The 19,074-nt window shown below is 66.8% G+C and carries 14 protein-coding genes and 2 pseudogenes; 7 read left to right on the top strand and 9 right to left on the bottom strand.

Translation table 11 applies throughout. The features are described 5' to 3' along the window. Positions 1 to 67: 67 nt before the first annotated feature. The 4 genes from fxlM to NI17_RS09845 form a co-directional block, all read right to left on the bottom strand. Positions 68 to 1,276, bottom strand: a complete 1,209-nt coding sequence (gene fxlM / locus NI17_RS09860; RefSeq protein WP_068693830.1) for a methyltransferase, FxLD system — start codon at positions 1,274 to 1,276, stop codon at positions 68 to 70. Further along, positions 1,273 to 2,502, bottom strand: coding sequence for a lanthionine synthetase C family protein (locus tag NI17_RS09855; protein ID WP_068693832.1), 1,230 nt, complete (start codon positions 2,500 to 2,502; stop codon positions 1,273 to 1,275). The genes fxlM and NI17_RS09855 overlap by 4 nt, the downstream gene beginning before the upstream one ends. Continuing rightward, positions 2,499 to 5,546 carry a lantibiotic dehydratase gene (locus tag NI17_RS09850; protein WP_068693834.1) on the bottom strand — a complete coding sequence of 1,016 codons (3,048 nt, stop codon included), beginning with the start codon at positions 5,544 to 5,546 and terminating at the stop codon, positions 2,499 to 2,501. Before NI17_RS09850 ends, NI17_RS09855 begins: the two co-directional genes overlap by 4 nt. Positions 5,547 to 5,625: 79 nt before the next feature. Next, entirely contained in the window at positions 5,626 to 5,862 is a 237-nt protein-coding gene (locus NI17_RS09845) for an FxLD family lanthipeptide (protein ID WP_243597673.1), read from the bottom strand. A 494-nt stretch (positions 5,863 to 6,356) separates the two neighbouring features. Between NI17_RS09845 and NI17_RS24800 the strand changes: the two are divergent. From NI17_RS24800 to NI17_RS09830, 3 genes and pseudogenes are all read left to right on the top strand, one after another. After that, a pseudogene (locus NI17_RS24800) lies at positions 6,357 to 7,901 on the top strand (NsdA family TPR-like regulatory protein); the annotation flags it as partial. A gap of 92 nt (positions 7,902 to 7,993) precedes the next feature. Next, entirely contained in the window at positions 7,994 to 8,878 is an 885-nt protein-coding gene (locus NI17_RS09835) for a phosphotransferase family protein (protein ID WP_119268114.1), read from the top strand. A 115-nt stretch (positions 8,879 to 8,993) separates the two neighbouring features. Continuing rightward, on the top strand, positions 8,994 to 9,929 hold the full coding sequence (locus NI17_RS09830) for an aminoglycoside phosphotransferase family protein (protein ID WP_084012908.1): 936 nt from the start codon (positions 8,994 to 8,996) through the stop codon (positions 9,927 to 9,929). A 392-nt stretch (positions 9,930 to 10,321) separates the two neighbouring features. Here the strand turns inward: NI17_RS09830 and NI17_RS09825 are convergent, their stop codons facing one another. Continuing rightward, positions 10,322 to 11,167: an aminoglycoside phosphotransferase family protein gene (locus NI17_RS09825; protein ID WP_243597672.1), complete on the bottom strand. Its 846-nt coding sequence runs from the start codon at positions 11,165 to 11,167 to the stop codon at positions 10,322 to 10,324. 195 nt (positions 11,168 to 11,362) lie between these two features. Between NI17_RS09825 and NI17_RS09820 the strand changes: the two genes are divergently transcribed. Together NI17_RS09820 and NI17_RS09815 are read left to right on the top strand one after the other, a co-directional pair. Then, the gene (locus NI17_RS09820; protein WP_199860224.1) at positions 11,363 to 12,922 is read left to right on the top strand and encodes a helix-turn-helix domain-containing protein; all 1,560 of its coding nucleotides are present in this window, start codon (positions 11,363 to 11,365) and stop codon (positions 12,920 to 12,922) included. Between the two features lie 17 nt (positions 12,923 to 12,939). Further along, positions 12,940 to 13,317, top strand: coding sequence for a hypothetical protein (locus NI17_RS09815; protein WP_068694269.1), 378 nt, complete (start codon positions 12,940 to 12,942; stop codon positions 13,315 to 13,317). Positions 13,318 to 13,340: 23 nt separating this feature from the next. Here the strand turns inward: NI17_RS09815 and NI17_RS09810 are convergent, their stop codons facing one another. From NI17_RS09810 to NI17_RS09800, 3 genes and pseudogenes are all read right to left on the bottom strand, one after another. Next, entirely contained in the window at positions 13,341 to 13,607 is a 267-nt protein-coding gene (locus NI17_RS09810; protein ID WP_068694267.1) for a hypothetical protein, read from the bottom strand. Then, positions 13,604 to 14,239 (bottom strand): NAD(P)-dependent oxidoreductase, encoded by a 636-nt coding sequence (locus NI17_RS09805; protein WP_234402184.1) that lies wholly within the window; start codon positions 14,237 to 14,239, stop codon positions 13,604 to 13,606. Before NI17_RS09805 ends, NI17_RS09810 begins: the two co-directional genes overlap by 4 nt. After that, positions 14,191 to 14,634 (bottom strand): annotated as a pseudogene (locus tag NI17_RS09800) (hypothetical protein); the annotation flags it as partial. The pseudogene NI17_RS09800 and the gene NI17_RS09805, both read right to left, overlap by 49 nt. 280 nt (positions 14,635 to 14,914) lie before the next feature. On the opposite strand from NI17_RS09800, the gene NI17_RS09795 reads away from it, so the two are divergent. After that, positions 14,915 to 15,322 carry a hypothetical protein gene (locus NI17_RS09795; protein ID WP_199860222.1) on the top strand — a complete coding sequence of 136 codons (408 nt, stop codon included), beginning with the start codon at positions 14,915 to 14,917 and terminating at the stop codon, positions 15,320 to 15,322. 253 nt (positions 15,323 to 15,575) lie between these two features. Continuing rightward, entirely contained in the window at positions 15,576 to 16,028 is a 453-nt protein-coding gene (locus NI17_RS09790) for a hypothetical protein (protein ID WP_234402183.1), read from the top strand. Positions 16,029 to 17,249: 1,221 nt separating this feature from the next. On the opposite strand, the gene NI17_RS09780 is transcribed toward NI17_RS09790, so the two are convergent. Next, positions 17,250 to 17,570, bottom strand: coding sequence for a hypothetical protein (locus NI17_RS09780; RefSeq protein ID WP_068694265.1), 321 nt, complete (start codon positions 17,568 to 17,570; stop codon positions 17,250 to 17,252). Between the last annotated feature and the right edge of the window lie 1,504 nt (positions 17,571 to 19,074).

Raw genomic sequence — 19,074 nt, 5'->3', positions numbered from 1 at the left:
ACTGGCAGTGCCCGGTTCCGCTGCCCTGGGCGACTCCCAGCCCTTGCGCTGCCGGCGCTGAAGACAGCTAGCGGTGCGTGAGTACCAGTCGGACATGCTTCTTGGCGATGACCAGCCCGTCGTGGTGCGGGACCGTGCGCTCAGCACCAGTCGGATAGGCGGTGATGACGGGTTGGGCGTCGCGGTCGCGGTTCCACAGACGGATGCTTGCGCAGAGGCGCTCGGCGAGGTCGGTTCCTGCGGGGCCATGTCCGGTGGCACCAAGTTCGTAGTGGGGCTTACCGTCCTGGTCGACGGGGCGAGGTCTGGTCAGGTAGGCCAAGGAGTCGCCTTCCACGATCGCGGGAGTGCGGTGGGGGAACACGGCGTGGCAGACACCGGCGTTGATGGCGGCGGGTTCCGCGGCGAGGCGGCAGGTACCCGGCTCGGTGGCACTCAGCCACAACCAGATGTGGTCGAAGGGTACGTTGGCGGCCACGGTGACACCGGACCACACGGTGCTTTCCGAGTGGGTGAACACGTTGTGCAGGGTGGTGGGGCTGATGTCCTGGTCCGTGTCCCAGTACAGGGCCACGTGGTCGGTGATCGCTGCGCTGCGCTCGCCGTCACTGTTTCCGGCCATGGGGATGAATCCGCAGAGTCGGCTGTTGGTGGCACGTAGCCTGTCGGCGTGGCGAGTGAAGGCGATGCTGCGGGACTGGCCCCGCCAGTGCAGCGGCACCACGAGGCGTCCGCCGTCGCGGAGTTGGTCGAACCAGGTCTGGGGCAGGTCCCACGGTCCGACCGTGACGATGATCTTGTCGTAGGGGGCGGCCTGCGGGTAGCCGAGTGCGCCATCCGCGGCAGCCACCCGGACTCGGGAGTAGCCGGTCTCCGCCAAGGCGCGCCGTGCGTGCTCAACGACGTCAGGATGGATGTCGACAGTGGTGACCTGGCCTTCGGGACCGACGAGTTCGGCCAGCAGAGCGGCGTTGTACCCGGTGCCGGCGCCGATCTCCAGTATCTGTTCGCCGGGCTGCGGGTCGAGTTGGTCGAGCATCATGGCCACGACGGTGGGCACGGAGATACAGCTGGCTGGCCGGTCGGCACCGGGTTTGATGGTGATGGCCTTGTTGGCGTAGGCGTCTTCTGTGAGGGCTTCGGGGACGAACCGGTGTCGGGGAACGGTCCGCAGGACCTGCTCGAGGCGTGGGGAGCGGAGGTGACCTGCGGTCCTGATGTGGTCGACCATGCGGTCGCGCAACTGCTCGGGACGTGTACCGGTGGCGTTGGTCATCGTGTTCCTTCCAGATCCGTGGTCTTTACGGGTGCGGTGGTCAACAGGCAGGCGTCCCACCAGGACGCGGGCAAGGAAGGGGAGACGGGGTGCTCGACGCTGTGGTGGGCCAGTATGGCCCCCACGGTGCCCTCCAGCAGACCTCCGTGGTCGGGAAGGGCTGGCAGGTATGGGCGGCGGTGGCGCCAGAGGTCTTGGAGACGAGAGAACGCCAGGACGAGCGCGCTGCCGTGCGGGGCGTCTTCTGCGGCGCGTCGGCTGGTGTGGACGAGTCCGGCCCAGCCGTGGCACAGCGAGTCGTCGCGGAGTTGGTCGAGTTGAGCTTCATCGGTGATGCAGGAGGCCAGAACGGTCTCAGCGGTGTGCTGCCGTTCCGGGTTGCTCAGGGCAAGAGCAGCTAGTTGCTGGGCGCGGGCCAGACCAGGAGTTCCGTAGCACCAGGACGGTCGTTGCGGGCCGGTTTGGTGAAGGGTTTTGCTCTCCCATTCACGAGCGGAGACTGTCCCTGGCCACCAGGGGCGGTGGGGAAGGCCGCGAAGCCAGCGGTCCAGCACCCTGTTGATGTCGGCGATGGCCCTTGTCTGGCCTGGCACGGTGATGCCGTGGATCATCGTCTGGGCCAGCAGCGCCAGCGGACCGCTGATGCCGTGGGCCAGGCCCAGGTTGGCGTGGCCGCCCGGCCACCGGGGGTCCAAACGGCCGGAAGGACCATGGAGCGTCCACCAGCCGGGCAGGCAGCGGCCTTCGACGGTGACCGTTGCGGTCAGTCGGACCAGATAGGCCAGTACTTCCCGCAGCAGATCGGTGTTTTGGGCCTGGAATAGGCATACACCGATCCCGGTCAGGCCGCTGATCAAGTCGTATTCACCCAGTCGGGGAAGTTCTCCGCGGCTGATCCGGGCGTGGGCCTGGTCCAGTCGGGTCCGGGTGAGAGCGGTGATGTGGTCATCGAGTGTGGCCAGGGCAGTCGTGTAGCTGCGCTTGGCGGCGATGCGCAGCATGAACGCGACCGCGGGCGCCCCATGGAACAGGCTGGCGTCCGTATGGGCGGCTACCGGGCCGCGGGTTACGGAGGTCACCCACTGGTGGGCGGTATCCCAGTCCCCCGCACTGGTGCAGGCACGGACGATGTGCAGGAGAGCTGTGCCCGGAGTACCGAAGGCCAAGGACTGTCGTTGAGCGGGGTCGAGTCCGCGCTTGGGAACGAGCGGAAGACCGTGGGTCACTGGATGCCGCTTCCTTGCCTGGCCAACCAGGAGAGGGAGGCCTGTCGTGCCAGGCGGCGGCAGGTGCGTTCGTGCTCAGGGGCAATGCCCACGGCACGGTTGTGGTGCATGTGCAGCAGCGACTCCACCACGGTGTCGGTATTCGTGTCCGCTGACAGTGCCGTGCAGTAGGCCTTCAGCGCGTCGGCGCGCCTTTGCCACAGCGCATCAAGCTCGTGGCTTCGGGCGCATCGAGGCTGGGTGCCGGTTTCGATGCTGATCCTGATGGCCTCGTCGGCCACCTTGCGGTCGATCGCAGGAGCGGTAGGAACTGGGCGTTTTGCCAACCAGTTCATCGCTGCTGTGGGATCGCCGTGGAAGCCGGTGACGATGGCCACCATGTTCGCCACCACTGACGCGGTGAGATCCACAGGGCTTGTGGCCTGCTGGCGCAGCAGGGCGGCTACGAGTTCGGCGTCGGCAACGAAGACCTCTTCTGCCACACTCAACGATGGGTCCGCCCCGTAACGGCCGATCTCCGGGGAGTAGGTGTCAAGGGACAGAGTGCCGGCCACTCCTGTCCGCCGCAGCCGATGGGCCCACTCGGCGACTTTCCGCACCTGTCGACCGTAGCGGTCCGGGGAAGTGCGGATGCGGATGCGCAGGTGGTCGGTTTCTCGCGGGTTTCGGTAACGCAGCCACCAGCACGGAGGAGAGTCGAGCTCGGCCAGGAGAGCGGGGAGCTGCTCGGTGACGATCTCGGTCATTCTCTCGGGGTGGGTGAAGAGCTTCGCGGACAGCCAAGTGGCTTCCGCAGCACCCGGAAGTTGCCCATGCGCGTTGGTCACCGTCGGCAGGGGGCCGCACAGCGGGTTGGGAGCCACTGGGGACGTGGCGGCCAACGGCAGTGCGATTTCGTGGGCGTGGCCGTCGAGCCACCCGTATTCCTCGACGGGGGTGGCCTGGTAGAGGATGGCCTGGCCGTGCCGTCTGAGATGGGCGTGCAGCAAAGACGCGTGGGTCGGCTCCTGCAGCGTGAGGCGCAGTGTGCGGTCGGCTTCACGCAACTCCACCACGTTCGGGCAGTTCCAGCGTTGCCGCCACTGATCGAGTACTGACTCCCAGTCTCCTCCTCGTGGTGGCAGGTCGGCTCTGGTCAGGCGCCACTGGGCCGGGGACAGTATGGTGCGCCGGTAGCGGACCTGGGGCAGAAACGGCAGTGTGGCGTGCGGCCCCCAGTCGAACTGGTACCAGGAGGCCAGTCCTGCGCGGGGCAGGTGGGCGAGAAACCGGGCGAGCAGCGGGGCTTGTTTGTCCAAGGCGAGAGCGTGGAACACCTGGGGTTCCACAACCCTGCGGTGGGTGAGGCTGACCAGGTGCAAGCGATCGCTGGTTGCGGTGACCGCCAGGTCGTCCACAGTGATCGGTGTCTGTCCGTCACCGGAAGCGGGGTACTGCCCGAGCGGAAGTAGGTGGTCCAGGTAGGCGGGTACACGGCAGACGTTTTCGGCGTGTGCGTACAGCGGCCCGAAGCTCATCTGGGCACGGAGTGCTCCCTTGGTCGAGCAGGGCAGGGCCCGGTAGACCTCGGCTAGGCCGAAGCCGGTAGCGATGGGGGTGAAGCGAGAGGTCAGTGTGCCCGCGGACCGAGCGGGGGCCACAGTGATGAGGAAATCGCCGCGGCTGAGTGCTTCAGTATCGGCAGCGTGGACGCGTGCGGAGAGTTCGACGTGTGGAGGAATGCGGTGGGGGTCGAGGTCCCCGTTGTTCAAAGCGTCGATGTCTGTGTCGGTGAGGATGATCTCGCGGCCGCCTGTGGCCACAGCTTGCCAGACCATGGACAGCAGTCGTTCGTCCCGTGCCGTGGATCCGTCTTCTGGTGGGGGGAACACGCTGCCGCTGTATCCGGCCGGGTAGCCGAGTCCGGAGTCGGGGTTGAGGACATCGGTGAGTGGTACGAGGGTTCCTGTGCCGTAGCGTTCGACGAATGCCGCATGGTAGTCGTACCAGGCTTTTTCTCCGGTGGGCTGACGGGTCAGCCGCAGCAGTGCGCTTGCTGCCCGCTCCATCTCGTGCGCTACTCGACGGGGAAGTTGGACCTGGCAGTCCAGCAGCAGGTCCAGTGCCAGCGGCATGCGTCCGGCCCGGGACAGTTCTCTCATCGCACTGGTGACCACTGCTCGGGAGCGTCTCTGATTCTGCGGGGTGGTGGCTGGATGGTTGTGGTGTTGTAGTTCGGTTTGGATGTCCTCAAGGGCGCTGACCAAGGGGGCTGTGTGCACCACGGTGTCGGCGCCGGCCTCGCGGAGTTGGTCCACGACGTGGGCGAGCGGGTCGGTGATTGTAAACGGGGCGCGCAGGTTGGTAATCAGGCAGCCGTGTTTCACCAGTTCTGTGAGTGTGCTTCGGACCCTGTCCCGGTCGGTAGCGAATTCTTCGGCAAGCATGTCGACGAGAGCAGCGAAACGGATCGGAGTGGTTGCTCTGTCACGAAGTACGGCGATGACACGGGTGTAGTGCAGGGTCACCCGGTTCGGTCCTCGCGGAATTTCGAGTCGCTGGCCGCGGCGGTGGGCGAGGTCTGAGAGCACAACGAAGAGCCGGTCCAGCAGTTCGGGGCAGCTTTCAGCCTGTCCGATGATGTCGATCAGCCATTCGGTGTTGACGCGGGCGGCGGCCCGGTGGTCGCGGCCCCAGGACACCTGTGCGGTGGGGCCCAGTCTGACTGGGGCGACTCCTGCGAACAGTCCGAAAGGTGTCGGACGGCCGATGCTGCGAAGTAAGTAGCGGGCGGTGGACAGGGAGGCGCTGCGGATCTTCTTGTCTCGAACGGGATGTCCGCTTCGAAGGTCTGCAACGGTCTTTTCCAGTGAAGGGCTGGCCTGCCGCACGGCTTCCGCGAGACGTGGGTCGTCCCATACCTGTTCCAGCCAGGCTCGGCTTGCTGTGGTGTCGGTGAGGTCCGGCCAACTGAGGGAAGAGGTGGGCAAGGGCACGGCAGCGGCCCGCAACAGCGCCGTACCAGTGTGTCGGTACAGCCGTGTCGATTTGGTGGTGGCACCCATTTCATCTCTCTGAGCGGTGGGATGAGGCGGCTGCCCGGAGCCCGACTCTCTCCCCCGGGCAGCACGCGGATCAGTGGTCTCAGACTCCGCCGGTGAGGCAGGCCGAGGCGCAGCTCGGGTCGCAGCCGTCGTTGGTTCCGTCTCCGCAGGCAAACATCGGGTCTCCCGGCGGAATGTCGGTGACGATCTGCACGTCGAGCGCGAAGGGGTCTTCGGTGGTGGACGGTCCAGCAGTAACCGCAATGCTCACTTCGTTCTCCTTTTCTGGACGGTTTCTTATCGTTTCGACGGCTTCTGGGATCTCTAGAAGAACCACCGTCGTCTTCTGCCTCGACGGGAAGTGGTTTTCTCAGAAATCAGAGGGAGTCTTCCCAGGCACTGCCGGAGGCCAGGAGACCGCGAGGCGGCAGTGCTTCTTGTCCACGACCCGCTCGCCGGGCAGTCGGTCGTCAGGAGTGCCGACCGATCTGTCACGGACCATTTCGACAGCCCAGCGGCACGGCTGTAGCGGAGTATCTGTTCTCGACCTTTCGTGACGATGGGCGACGATGCTTGCTTCCGAGCGGAGCCACTGTCCTGTCGGCGCTCTACAGCGTTCCGCCAGACGCTGGATCAGACAAGCACACCTCCGCTAATAACTGCAATAAAGTGTTATAGTCCTATCGCCTCAAGCCCTGAAGGAACCACTAAGAATGGTTACCATGGTTGAACAATCGCTGATTCTGCGCCCGAAAGTCAGTTTCACCCGATTTTGGTGACAGATCCCGCGCCCTGCGGGGGAAGCACTGGCCAGCGCCCAAAGGGGGCAAGGTGACCTGCGCCAACTGTGGTCGCGACCGCGACACCCGAAGCTGTGGGTGTGTCCCGACTGTTTTCTGGCAACGCGATGACGTCCGTGAGGCGGTGGCGCGTTCGGACGTGACACGGATCGTGCGCCTGCTACGCGTCCACACCGACCTGACCCAGGAAGCGATCGCGAACCTGACCGGCCTGTCCCAGGGCATGGTCTCGCAGATGGAATCCGGCAAGAGATCCCTGCGTGACACAGCGAAAAAGCGCCGTGCGATGGAAGGACTCGGCGCACCGAGTCACCTATCGCTACAACGCGAGCCGCCAGAACGCTCACTCACCGACTGGCTTGCCACAAAGCTCCGTTACCGGCGGAAGTTTCGCGGACTGAGCCAACACGAATTGGCAACAAGAACGGATGCGGATGTCAGCGTGATCAACCAGATCGAGGCTGCCGCGCGGCACTGCCCGACGGATCTGGCCTGGCGTCTTGACGAAGTCCTCGACACCGGAGGAGTCCTGGCGCGAGCACAGGGCTTGGTCACCGCCACACGGAAGGTGGAATCCTCCGAAACCGACAAGACCGCGTCGGCGGGTACCGGACATGTCGCTGGTACTGGTGAACCCTCCATGCTGGAGGGTGTGGAACGCCGCGACTTCCTCCGGACCGCCACCGCTGGTCTGGCCGTCTCACCGTTGCTGGCGCTGTCCTCGCCGTTCCAGGACACGCTGTGCCCGCACCAGGTGCGCGCTGTCGACATCGCCCAGGTCCGGGAGGCGGCCGCGGTCTTTTCCGGATGGGACCACACCTACGGCGGGCAGGTGGCGCGCGCCGCTGTGGCGGGGCAGCTGCGGGCGGCCGCCGACCTGCTGCACGCCCCGTGTCCGCACCGTCTGCGCGGCGAGGCCTTCTCCGCGGTCGCCCAGCTGTTCATGGTGGCCGGTTTCATGGCCTTCGACGCCTACGCCCACGACGACGCCCGCCGCCTCTTCGCTTTCGCCGCCGAGTGCGCCGAGGAAGCCGGGGACTGGCACCTGCGCGCCAAGATCTACTCCCACCGTGCCCGCCAGGCGGTCTGGTGCGCAGACCCCGATCAGGGGATCACCTACGCCGAACTCGGCCTCGTGCGCTCCGAGCGGCTCTCCGCCGCGGAGAAAGCCATGCTGCACACCGCCCGTGCCCGCGCCTACGCGAAGACGGGCCTGCGCACCGAGACCCTCCGGGCGGTCGGTGAGGCCGACGCCGCGTTCGCCGCGCCGACCGCGGTCGAGCCTCCTTCGTGGATGGCCTACTACGACGCGGCCCAGCACGCGGGCGACACCGCCCACGCGCTGTGGGACCTGGCGGTGGCCGGAGTCCACCCTCCGGCCGGCGCGCTGCGGCGGCTGGAAGAGGCGGTCGGCGGCCACACGGACGCCTACGCGCGCTCGCGGGCCATCTCCGCCATCAAGCTCGCCTCACTGCACCTGCACGGCCGCAACGTCGAGGAGGGACTGGCCACCGCGACCCGGGCCCTTGATGATGTCGGGCGGGTGCGTTCCCGACGCGCCGAGGACGACCTGCGCGAACTCCATGCCCTCCTCAACCGGACCCCCGAGGTGGACGGCGCTGACGCGGTCAGTGCCCGGATCACCCGCGCCCTGGAAGGCACCTGCCCATGGCCCTCCCTGCGCCCTTCGACCGGATCCTGGCCGCTGCGGGCCGGCAGGCCGCCCTCGCCACCGAAGGCGCCGAAGCGGTCCGCATCGGCGAGAACGCCGTCATCCGCCTGCCCGGCCAGGTGGTCGCCCGCATCTCCCGCCCCGGCCAGCAGCAGGCCGCGGCCCGCGAAGTCGCCGTCGCCCGCTGGCTGGCCGAGGAGGACCTGCCCGCGGTCCGCGCCCTGGAGGTGGACCAGTCGGCACTCGTCGACGGGCGTGCCGTCACCTGGTGGCACGAACTGCCGCCCCACCAGGCGGGCACGGTCACCGACGTCGCCCGCCTGCTCCGCGCCCTGCACGCCCTCACCCCGCCCCCCGGCCTCGCCCTGGGAGCCCTCGACCCGTTCGTGCGCCTGGAGGCGCGGATCGACGACGCGCACACCCTGCCGCCCGCCGACCGGGCCTGGCTGCGCGGCCGCCTCGACCAGTTGCGCGCCGCCTGGCAGGAGCTGCCCGCGGGCCTGCCCGAGTGCGTCGTCCACGGTGACGCCTGGGTGGGCAACGTCGCCCGCAGCGCCGACGGCCAGGCCCGGCTGATCGATCTGGAGCGCTGCTCCCTGGGCCGCCCCGAATGGGACCTCGTCTCCACCGCGATCAAGCACACCAGCTTCGGCTGGGTCCGCGCCGACGACTACGCGCGCTTCGCAGACCTCTACGGATACGACGTCACCGCCTGGGACGGCTACGAGGTGCTGCGCGACATCCGGGAACTCCGCATGGCCCTGTACTTCGCCCAGCACGCCCCCCACGATCCGGCCATGCACACCGAAGCGCGGCTGCGCGTCGACTGCCTGCGCGGACGCCGGGGCCCCCGCCCCTGGCCATGGACCCCCGCCCCCTGACCCAGGTTGTCTGCAAGGGCTGGTCGTCGGGATGCGATCAGCGAAGCCGCCCAGGACAGGGAAACCGCCCTCCACAAACCTGATCCAGCATCGATGATCCGAACAAGGACCCGTCTTGGCTCACGACGCTTCGGTACCGACCAGTCTGCTCAATGAGCTGCGCAGCTTGCACCGGCAGGACCCGAGCCTGCTGGATGACGCCCTTCCAAGGTTGCGGCTTCGACCGTTGAGCGGGGGTTACAACAACCGAGTGTTCGTCTGGGACAGCCCCAACGGTGAGGTGGTCATCAAGCTGTACCGTACCGACAAACGCGACCGCGCGGCCTACGAGTACCAAGCCCTCGCCCATGTCACCGCCTGCGGTATCACCGCTACCCCGCAACCGCTGTGGCACGCCCCGGATCTCGAACTTCCCGTGGTCGGCATGACCTTGGCAACTGGTGGACCCATCTCCCACTTGGGTGATCCCGTCAAAGCTGTGCGTGCTGTGGCTGTTGTTCTCCGTCAGCTCCGTGAGATTCCGCTTGGGCCGTTCGCCACCCTGGCGCGTATTGGTTCAGCCGCGGACTACATCACCCGTATCACCAAGATTTGGCCTGGCCAACTCGACGAACATCCCAACGATCCGCTCACCACTGAGATGCGCCGTCTGCTTGACATCTGGCATGAGCGCGGCGACGCCATCGTGCTCGACGAACCGGTGCCGAGAGTTTTCTCCCGAGGGGACTCCAACTTACTCAACTGGCTCTGGAACGGCTCTACCGTCACCGCGGTGGACTGGGAGTTCTCTGGCCACAGTGACACGGCCTACGACGCGGCCGAACTCGTCGAACACCTGAGCTCCCGCGTTATCGACGACGAGGTGTGGGCCGCTCTGCTCCCTGACCTCGGCATCACCGACAACGCCAGCCGACGGCGTTTCCTCTCTGCCAGGCGAACCGTTGCACTGCGCTGGCTCAGCGTGCTGTGGAAAAGCCGATACACACGCACCGACGAGTTCGAACACCAGACACGACGCGTCCACGCTCTCTTAAACGACGAGTTCCAGTAACCGCGTACGCCAAGTGAGTACCCCGCAGAAGAAGAGACCTTTCCACTACTCAACGCAGGATCACCCACCACGCCGGAACAAGACGAGCACGCGAGCACAGCACCCACTGGACAGGACCGGTACATCGACACCCAGCGCGACCATCCATGACGAAGATCCACCCGCAGCCTGTACCCGGACGATAACCGCGACCGAGCCAGAGTCCGTCCGCAGCAGGCCGAATGAGAATCCCGTCGACTACTTCGACACCTGCGAGCTCACCGACAAACTCCCCCCACTGCCTCTGTGCCCTCGACCTCGCCGCACTCGGCACGACCCTCTTCCCACCTAGCGGTGCGAGAGTTCCTGGACCGCTCGCCCCTGATTGTCGGCGGGCTGCCGATACGGCGGGTTCAGTAGGGGTGCCAGTGGCGGGGACGGCTCGGGTCGGCCAGGTCGGCGATCCTGCGGTGGATCTCCTCATCAATCCTGGGGCTTTCTCCGGCTTTCTGGGCCAGCCAGGACACCATGCGCAACTCCCGGATCCGTTTGAACACCGCATAGCCGTCCCAGGCGTTCACGTCGAAGCCGTAGACGTCGCAGAAGGCGGCGTACTCGGTGTCGGTGTGCCAGCCCAGGTCGCGGTAGAGCGCGGTCAGCACCAGGTCCCACTCGGGCGGCCCCAGGCATACCCCGTCCAGGTCGAACAGGACCACGCCATCAGGGGTGGCCAGGACGTTGCCGATGTTGGCGTCCCCGTGGATGACGCAGCGGGACAGTACCGGACGCACCTGTTCGTACTCTCCGCGCAACTGTTCGGCGATCCTTCGCAGTGTGTCCTTGTGCGCAGGTGCCAGGGCGGCGTGGGCTATCCGCTCGTCGGTGCGGTCGAACGGGTCGAGGTCGGGCAGGCACAGCAATGGCGGAGGGGCGAGCCTGTGCAGCCGGGCCAGGATCGCGGCCAGTTCGGCAGGAACGGTCCACTTGCCGTCGACCTTCTCCCACAGCGTCACCACGGTGCCCCGAACCCGATACGGTTGCTCTCCGCCCAGCGGACGGCCGACACGAACGCCTTCCCGGTCCAGCCAGCGGGCCACCGCCACCTCGCGCGCGGCGGTCTCATAGCGGTCCGCGCCGCGCTCCACCCGAGCGATCACTCGTCCGTCGGCAAGGGTGAGCACCGCGCGTTCCCCCAGCCGCAGCAACTCAGGCGTGTCGGTCGTGATCCCCGCGCCCGAGCAGCCTCGACCGCCGCACACACAGCGACTTCCGCGAATTCGACAGCGGCAGACATGGGGCCTCCCCGACTCGATCCGGTCCTCGTCCACTGAAGCAGGAACCTGTTGTGTGCTCACACCGTCTGCTCGCGCTGGTCCGCGGTGTATGAGGAGCCTGAGCACCGGATTGCGGACCGTAATAATCTGTTATGGAGTGCACGTCTTCTGTAGGAGATCATGGCCTCCATGATCTGCGGCCACTGCGGGCACGACCGTGCCGAGGGGAGATGCGAGTGCATTCCCGGCGCCTTCCGGCAGCGTCGTGACGTCGGTGAGGCGGTGGCGCGTTCGGACGTGACGCGGATCGTGCGCCTGCTGCGTATCCACACGGAGTTGACGCAAGAGGCCATCGGGAACATGACCGGCCTGTCCCAGGGCATGGTCTCGCAGATGGAGTCCGGGAAGCGCTCCCTGCGCGATGCGGCCAAGAAACGCAGAGCACTGGAAGGGCTCGGCATCCTCCCTCCAACCTCCAACACGGGCGCGGGATCATCGAGTGCGGGCGCACCGCTCAGCGCATCGGATGCCGAGGACATCTCAGCACCTACCTGCACCACACCCGCCACTGAGAGATCCAACTCGAACAGCCCCGTGGTACGGGCACTCACCCAGAACTCCCCCTTCGGGACGGCAGGCCCGGACCGGCGAAACGACCGCGGTCTGACCCCGGTGTGTCCCGGTCAGGCGGGCACTCCGGAGAATGACGACATGAACCGCCGTGAACTGCTGCGCCTGTTCAGTGTCACCGGCACACTGCTGGCCCTGCCATCTGCCGGGTTCGTACCGGGCATCGACCAAGCGACCGGTTCCGTACCAGGACGGTCGGGGCACCTGGATGCCACCGCGCTGGACGAGTACACGCAGTTGAACAGCAACCTGTGGCGCGTCTTCGGGTTGGCCCCGTCCAAAAGCCAGGTGCTGCCCCTGGTGCGCACCCAGCTCGACGTGCTGACCGACAAGCTCAAACAGCCCCACGATGAGGCCGCTCACCAGCGTCTCTGTCTTCTGACCGCGGACCTGTTCCAGTTGGCCGGAGAGATCTTCTTCGACGGCAACCACTACACCGACGCCGCCCACTGCTATTCCCTCGCCGCTTCTGCAGCTAAAGAGGCCGGAGCGTTCGACCTCTGGGCGTGTGCACTGACACGGCACGCGTTCGTTGCGGTCTATGAACAGCAGTTCCCCCAAGCGGTCCCTTTGCTGGAGCTCGCCGCGGTCCTCGCACGCCGCGGGGATTCGGAACTGTCCACCCGTCACTGGGTCGCCGCCGTGCAGGCTGAGACCTTCGCCGGTCTCGGAGACCAAGACGCCTGCCAGCGGGCTTTGGACACCGCGGAGCAGGTCCTGGACCTGCCCGGCCAGGTCCACAACGGTGGCTGGCTGCGCTTCGACGGCTCGCGTCTGGCTGAAGAGCGCGGCACCTGCTATGTCGCGCTGGGCCGGTCTGATCTCGCCGAGACAGCGCTCACCAAGGCCCTGACCGGAACCCTTACGGTGCGGCGCCGTGCCGGCGTACTCGCCGACCTCGCGCTCCTCGGCGTCCAGCGTCGAGACCCAGAGCAGGTGGTGGCCTTCACCGCCGAGGCGGTGGAGGCGGCCCGCCAGACCGGATCGGGCGTGATCAACCGCAAGCTGCGAGGGCTTCAGCAGCATCTGCTGCCGCTGCTCCACGATGGACGCATCCGTCGACTCAACGACGACATCACCGCCCTCACCGGACCTGCAGTTTCCGGATAACCGACAGAGGAGTTGAAGTGCACGACGAGCGAGGCCGTCTGTTTCGTGACGCGTGGATCACCGGGGTGAAGAACCACTATCCCGGCGACCCCAAACCGGGTTACATCGCTCCCTGGGAGGACACCCCCGACTGGGAACGGGCCGCCGCGACCGCCGTCTACGACCAGGTCGCCGCCTTCGTCGAGACGACCAACGGCGCCACCGCCAAACTCACCCGATCCCAGAAGGGCCGGTTCGTCGCCCTGTGCTGGATCGGCCAGATCTACCAGCACTTCCCCGAACCCAAGCCTTCCTATGTCGCCGACTGGGACGACCTGCCGGCCTGGCAACAGGAAACCGACGCCGACATCTTCGAACAGATCGAAACACACGTCAGAGCCGACAAGACCGCATGACAGGTGCAAGCGGTGCAGAGCCCTCAGGGGGCGCGACAGCCTCCTGAGGGCCTTCCCGAGACCGGCGTCTCGCCCACCAACGGCCCATCCCATACCCCGGCCTGGGCGTAGGCAGTGAGGAAGTGGCCGGTCCCGCACGGGAACTCCACCACCTCCTCCACCCCGCCCAACGCCCGGGTGAGCAGGTGGGGGACGATGGGGCGGGCTTCGGCTCGGGCGAAGGCGGCGCGGTCGCGGTAGCCGGCGACCACCCGCTTCCCCACGGTCGCAGGACTGTGGCGAGTGATCATGCGGCCCGTCCTGTGTGGTAGAGGTCAGCGTGCTCGCGTACCACCGGGTGCGTCAGGTCTCCGCGGTGGGCGATGCGGGCGGTCGCCACGGCCTCGTCCGGAACCTGGTCGAGGACGTGGCGGGCCAGTCTCAGCAGGTAGGGGGCGGCGGCGCGGGTGTAGGCGTGGGATGCGGTGCGCGGCACCAGCCGGGGCAGGGCGTCGTGCTTGAGGTGCAGGATGCCGTCCACGATGTGCGGTGCGTCCCCGGGTTGTTGGACGCCACCGGCGGTGGGCAGGTAACCGGGGCCGTACCCGCAGGTGGCGTCGACGATCACCGCGCCGGGCTGCATGGCCGCCAGGTGGGCACGGCTGATCATGGCGGGGGTGGTGTAGGTGGAGATGAGGATGGCGCCGATGACCAGGTCTGCGCCCGCCAGTACCCGAGCGAGCTGGTCGGGGGTATTGGGCGCCACCACGGTCCCGGCCGGTGCCCGGTGCGTATAGGCGGCGGCGGAGTCTGCGGTACGGGTCAGGACGGTGACGTGCGCTCCCAGCGCAGCGGCGGTGGTCGCTGCGGCGTGCCCCACGTTGCCGTTGCCTATCACCACGACCCTGGCCCGCGGGGCACCCGGAATGTGGTCCAGCAGCACCCCTCGGCCGCGCGGGTGGCGCAATGCCTGGGCGCCGGCGTGTACCGCCAGCGTTCCGGCGATACGCCCTCCTGCTGCCGCCAGGGGAAGCGGCCGTCCTCGTTCAGGAACTCGTAACTGTACGCGCTCACCTCGCTTCGGGTGAGGGCGGTGAGCATGTGCGGATCGCCTTCGGCATGGAAGATGGCCCCGATCGCCTGTCCGGGGGTAAGGCGGTGCAGGTCGTGGCAGGGGCCGGATTTGTAACGCAGGACTAGAGGCGCTGACCAGACCCGGGAGGAGTCGGTGAACTCCACGCCCTCCTCGTACAACTCCTGGTCGTCCAGGCCGATACCGGACCCGGTACCGGGCTCGGTGAGTAGGTGAAACCCGGCGCGTGCCAGAGTGTGGGCTAGGTGGGGGTGAGCAGGGTGCGACGCTCCGCGGCGTCGCTTTCACGAGGGAAGCCGATCGTTCGAGGGTGCACGGGGACCTCCGACAGGTGCGTGCTGTCAGGTTCACCCGTCGCGCGGCCCAAAGCCAGATCAAGCGTTGTCGAGGTGGTTGTCCACCGTTTGCCCGTCTGGTTGTCCACACGGTGAACAAGGGCTGGGAGGAGTTGGACAAGCGGCTGCGCACCCGGAAAGCGGGTGGTTACTGTGGCCCCACCCATCCCTTGACATACGAGGAGCCCCAGTGGAGCAGCCGTTGTTCGACATCCCCGTCTCTACTCCGGTGCCGGTGGTGATGTGCCTGGACACCCAGTGGTACGAGCTGGTGTGGACCGGGGAGAAGACCCACGAGTTCCGGCGCCGGTTCTTCACTGGAGCGCCCGCGCAGTGGTTCGTATACCTGACCGCTCCCGAAAGCCGATTGTGCGCGGTGATCGACCTGGACGTGGCGATCGAGGACACCCCTGAGAAGATCGCGCGGATCGCCGAACGAATGCGCCCCGGCAACGGCGCGACCGTGGAACCGTATCTGGCACGCGAGGGCCGGAGGGTGGGGTATGCGATGCCCATCCGGCGGGTACGGGAATTCCAGGGATTCGCCGCCGCGGAGTTGAAGCAGATGCTTGATGGGTTCCACCCGCCGCAGGGGTAGGTCCTCATCAACCGCTACCTCGCGTGGCGGGCGGTGTGCGACAAGCTGCTGTCCATGCCCGTGGTGCGTGAAACGACGATTACTCCCCAGCCCGCTCCCTGACCTTTTCGGAGGACGTGGTGCGTTGAGGTCCCCAGCCCCCCGCCCAAGCCCGCTGCGTCAGGCCCGACTCGATCGAGACGCCACACTGGAGCAGGTGTGCGCCGACCTTGACGCGGCTTCCCCCGCCGGTTCCAGTGGTGTCACTCCGTCCATGCTCTCGGGGTGGGAGTTGGGCCGTCACACCACTACCCGCCGCTACCGGACCTTGCTCGCCGACTACTACGGCCAGCCGGTCGAGGAGTTGTTCGCCCACCAGGACAAGGCGGCCGAGGCAGACGAGTTGCCCCGGCTGCTCACCGACCCCCGGGAATTGCGGGAGGCGGTGGTGCAGGTGGCCGAGAACGCCCGCGTGTTCCTGGCGGTGACCGGTTCCCGTTCCCGGGACGTCCCCTATCTGGAGGCCATCGAGAAGACCTTGGCCGCCCACCCCGCTTTGGTGCACTACCGGCTGCTGTTCGGATCGCCCCGCACCCCGGCCCTGGCCGCCCACCTCTGTGTACGGTTTCGATTCCGGTGTGGTGCTGGGGCCGCGGATCGCCGAACGGTTGTTGGAGCACGCCCGGCAGGGCTACGCTGCCGCCACCCGTGTCGAGACCACCGCTGACCCAGAAGGCATGGGACCGCGTGATCCGACCGGTGGTCGGGTTCCTGGTCCACCGATGCGCCCGCGGGGCCTGGACCGCGTGCGGGAAGGCCAGGTTCGGGACGGTGAGCACCTTGGTGGTGCGGGTCTCGACGCGGCCGTGGCCGCGGTCGCGTTCTCGCCCCGGCAACCGGGGCCTGGGACCACGGCGGTTTCTTGACCTGGGCCCACAGGGCGGACTGGTCGGTCTTGACGCACAACAGGTCGTGGGCTTGGCGTTGTTCGACCAGGTGGCGGTTGAGGTGTGCGGCGCGTCGGCGCTGACCACACCACCGGCGAGGTCCAGGTCGGCGAGGAGTTCGGCGAGTGCGTGGGCCTCGCTGGTCTTGTCGGCCACGCGCAGTTGGGCGACCACTCGCCCGGTCGGTGTCATGGCCGCCAGCAGGTGCGCCGCCGCACGGCCGCCGTGGTGGGAGCCTCGGGCGGTCGTGCCGTCCACCACCAGCACCGCCAACTCCTCTGCCCAGTTCGTCCGGGTCAGTACACCGGGGTCCACACGGGTCAGGACACGTCGGATGGTGGCGGGGCTGGGAGCCTGACGCAGCCCCAGCGCGGGGCAGGTGAGGCGGGCGCCCAGTCGGGCCAGGGCGTGCTGGGGCGCGGCCGCGGCCCACTGGCCGATCGCGCTCAACTGATCGGGCGCCGCACAGCATCGCGCACAGGGCGATCGAGAGGACACAGCCCAACTGGTGGCGTCGTCCCCGCCGGTCACGAGGGTCATCACCATCGTCGACAACGGGCAGGACAGCAGAAGACGCACGCAGGGCGGAGGCAGGCATGGCAGACTGGAAGCGCAACGGAGTCCTTGGGGATCAGCGATGTGGTAGTCACTGGTCTCCTCTCGGGGCTCCGTTGTCGTGTCCAGGGACTCACCCGGGATCGTCACACGGCTGTGACCAGCGCCGATGTCGCCCAACCCCGACTTTGAAACAGCCGTGACCGGGTGCGGGTGGATCAGGACGAGCAGAGCCTGGGCGGCGGGTTCAAGCCTGCGTTATCGCGACCGCTGGACGCGGGTGCGGGCCACTGGGTTCAGGAGCGGTGTGATAGCAGCAGACAGCCACAGTCCGCCAATAGTCCAAGCTCTTGGTGGAACGGGACGATCGTGGTTGACACCCCGTCGACCACGGCTGCCGTTTAACAGGGGATCAGGGCGATCGGTACGAGGTTGCGCCAGCACCGTCAAGGCGAAAAGGGTCCGTTCTTGACACTCCTGGCAGCCGTCCAGACGGTGATGTCGACAGAGATTCGATCAACGCTATTATCAACAGTCACTACATGCTCGCTTGTCTTAGAGTCGTAGCGGACGATTTCATATCCGCTTTCATCAGAGGTCGCGATCGATACGTACCATTCAGGTTTTTCTTCCTCAGGCTGGACGACAACAAAAGTGTTCTCGTCTCCATCGAGTTCCTTGATCATCATGAACAGGGCGTCTTCGGAGGGGTCGTCAATTCTGTCACCAGTCTCGTTCTCGGCATAGTAGTACCTGAAATCTGCCATGTTCTCTCCTTTTCGCCGAAGGTGATCCTACTACCGTCTCCGCAGCCCTCGCCTCGGGCAAAGTCAAGCGTCTCTTCCCATCCTGGGGAGAGGCATTTCCCGAGTGGGGCTCAAAATTCAATGCGGTTTTCCTCGGGGGAACGAGCTGGGTGGTGGGTCGGGGGTGGGATGGCGAGGGTGGTTCCTGGCAGGCGTTAATCCCCTGGTAGGAACGGGTCTGTCAAGACCATATCCCGTTGCTCCAGAGGCTTCACGGTGGTTCCCTGTATCTGCTGTGCTTGACGCCCCGGCCTCGTGTCGACTACGTGGCCCGCCTGCTGGCCGTCCACCGCAGCACCCCCGGCGCCCCCGCTGACCTCGGGAACTGGCTCCGTTTCGTCAAGCATTCCTGGTGCTGCGCCGCTTCCGTGACGGCAGCCGCGTCACCGTCCTGGCCCGCGATCACGCCGTCAGCCTGGTCACCGCCTACCGGTAGGTGCACAAGGCATCGAATGTGTTGGCCGCCCAAACCCCCGGTTGTACAAGGCCCCGGACAAGCTCCACGACTAGGGCAAGTTCCTGGCCGTCGTGGACGGCAGGGGCGGTCCCCTCCGGGGTGAGTTTTCCACCTATGCCATTGCGGACCTGCGGCCGATGCCGGTCGTAGTCCTGGTGGGCAAGCTGGCCGAGCTGCACCTGATAACCGGGCGGGAGCGAGAAAGACGAGATCGCCAAGACTTCAACCGCGCTGCTGCGCGTCGAGCAGCTCGGGCAGGTTTTCGGCATCTACCTGTCCTGCTGCGGCCAACAGATCAGCCGCGGCGTCACCGCCCTCCATGCCCAGTGCTCGAGGCGGACCTGCCACCAGGTCAACGATTCGGAGACCGCCCTCCTTGGCCCTCGGCAACCTCGACCTGACCGCGTTGGTCTCCGCTTGCGCAATCCCCGCCGAGACGCCCGAGGAGGCGTCCGTGGCCGGCCAGTGGCACCGCGCCCCACTCCTTCTACGTCTCCGAGCACACAGCCGAACACCGCCCACAGGTACGCGAACCTGCCCTCTCCAGGGGACCGCCAGCGGTGCTAGTCCATCAAGATGACCAGTGACGACATTGCCCGCTCCTCACTCCTGTCACCACCGTCTCGGATTCTCAGAAGGGTCGAGAAGGCATACGACGCCTCGCCTCCTGACTGCTGACCTCCGGTCCCATCCTCGTCCTGGCGCTCGTCGCCGGGGTCCGACTCCTTACCCCCACATCCACGGCGCCACCGCCTACCCGCGCGGACGAGTCATGTCCTGCCCCGCCTGCCCACGGCTTCGAAGGGACTTGACTCGGGGAAACGCTGTACCCAGACTGCTGTGACTACGTAGGCTCGATCCTGTTCAACGCCCTGTCCCTGAAGCTGTGGCGGCGCTTCCCTTGGTCCTGCGCTGTTGCCTGGTCAAAACTGCAGGCCTGTCCCAACGGGAGCTGCTGGACAGGTGATGGCGTCCTTTGCCAAGGTCTCCCGAGTATCAGCGCTCGGT

The organism is Thermobifida halotolerans, from assembly GCF_003574835.2.
In the GTDB taxonomy this organism is placed as follows: domain Bacteria; phylum Actinomycetota; class Actinomycetes; order Streptosporangiales; family Streptosporangiaceae; genus Thermobifida; species Thermobifida halotolerans.
Note: the sequence above shows the minus strand (reverse complement) of the source record. Positions and strands in the feature narration are given on the sequence as shown.

Coding starts and splice junctions, on each gene's coding strand:
- NI17_RS09790 (WP_234402183.1), top strand. CDS start 15,576: ATGCTCTCGGGGTGGGAGTTGGGCCGTCACACCACTACCCGCCGCTAC.
- NI17_RS09850 (WP_068693834.1), bottom strand. CDS start 5,546: ATGGGTGCCACCACCAAATCGACACGGCTGTACCGACACACTGGTACG.
- NI17_RS09835 (WP_119268114.1), top strand. CDS start 7,994: ATGGCCCTCCCTGCGCCCTTCGACCGGATCCTGGCCGCTGCGGGCCGG.
- NI17_RS09820 (WP_199860224.1), top strand. CDS start 11,363: ATGGCCTCCATGATCTGCGGCCACTGCGGGCACGACCGTGCCGAGGGG.
- NI17_RS09780 (WP_068694265.1), bottom strand. CDS start 17,570: ATGGCAGATTTCAGGTACTACTATGCCGAGAACGAGACTGGTGACAGA.
- fxlM (WP_068693830.1), bottom strand. CDS start 1,276: ATGACCAACGCCACCGGTACACGTCCCGAGCAGTTGCGCGACCGCATG.
- NI17_RS09810 (WP_068694267.1), bottom strand. CDS start 13,607: ATGATCACTCGCCACAGTCCTGCGACCGTGGGGAAGCGGGTGGTCGCC.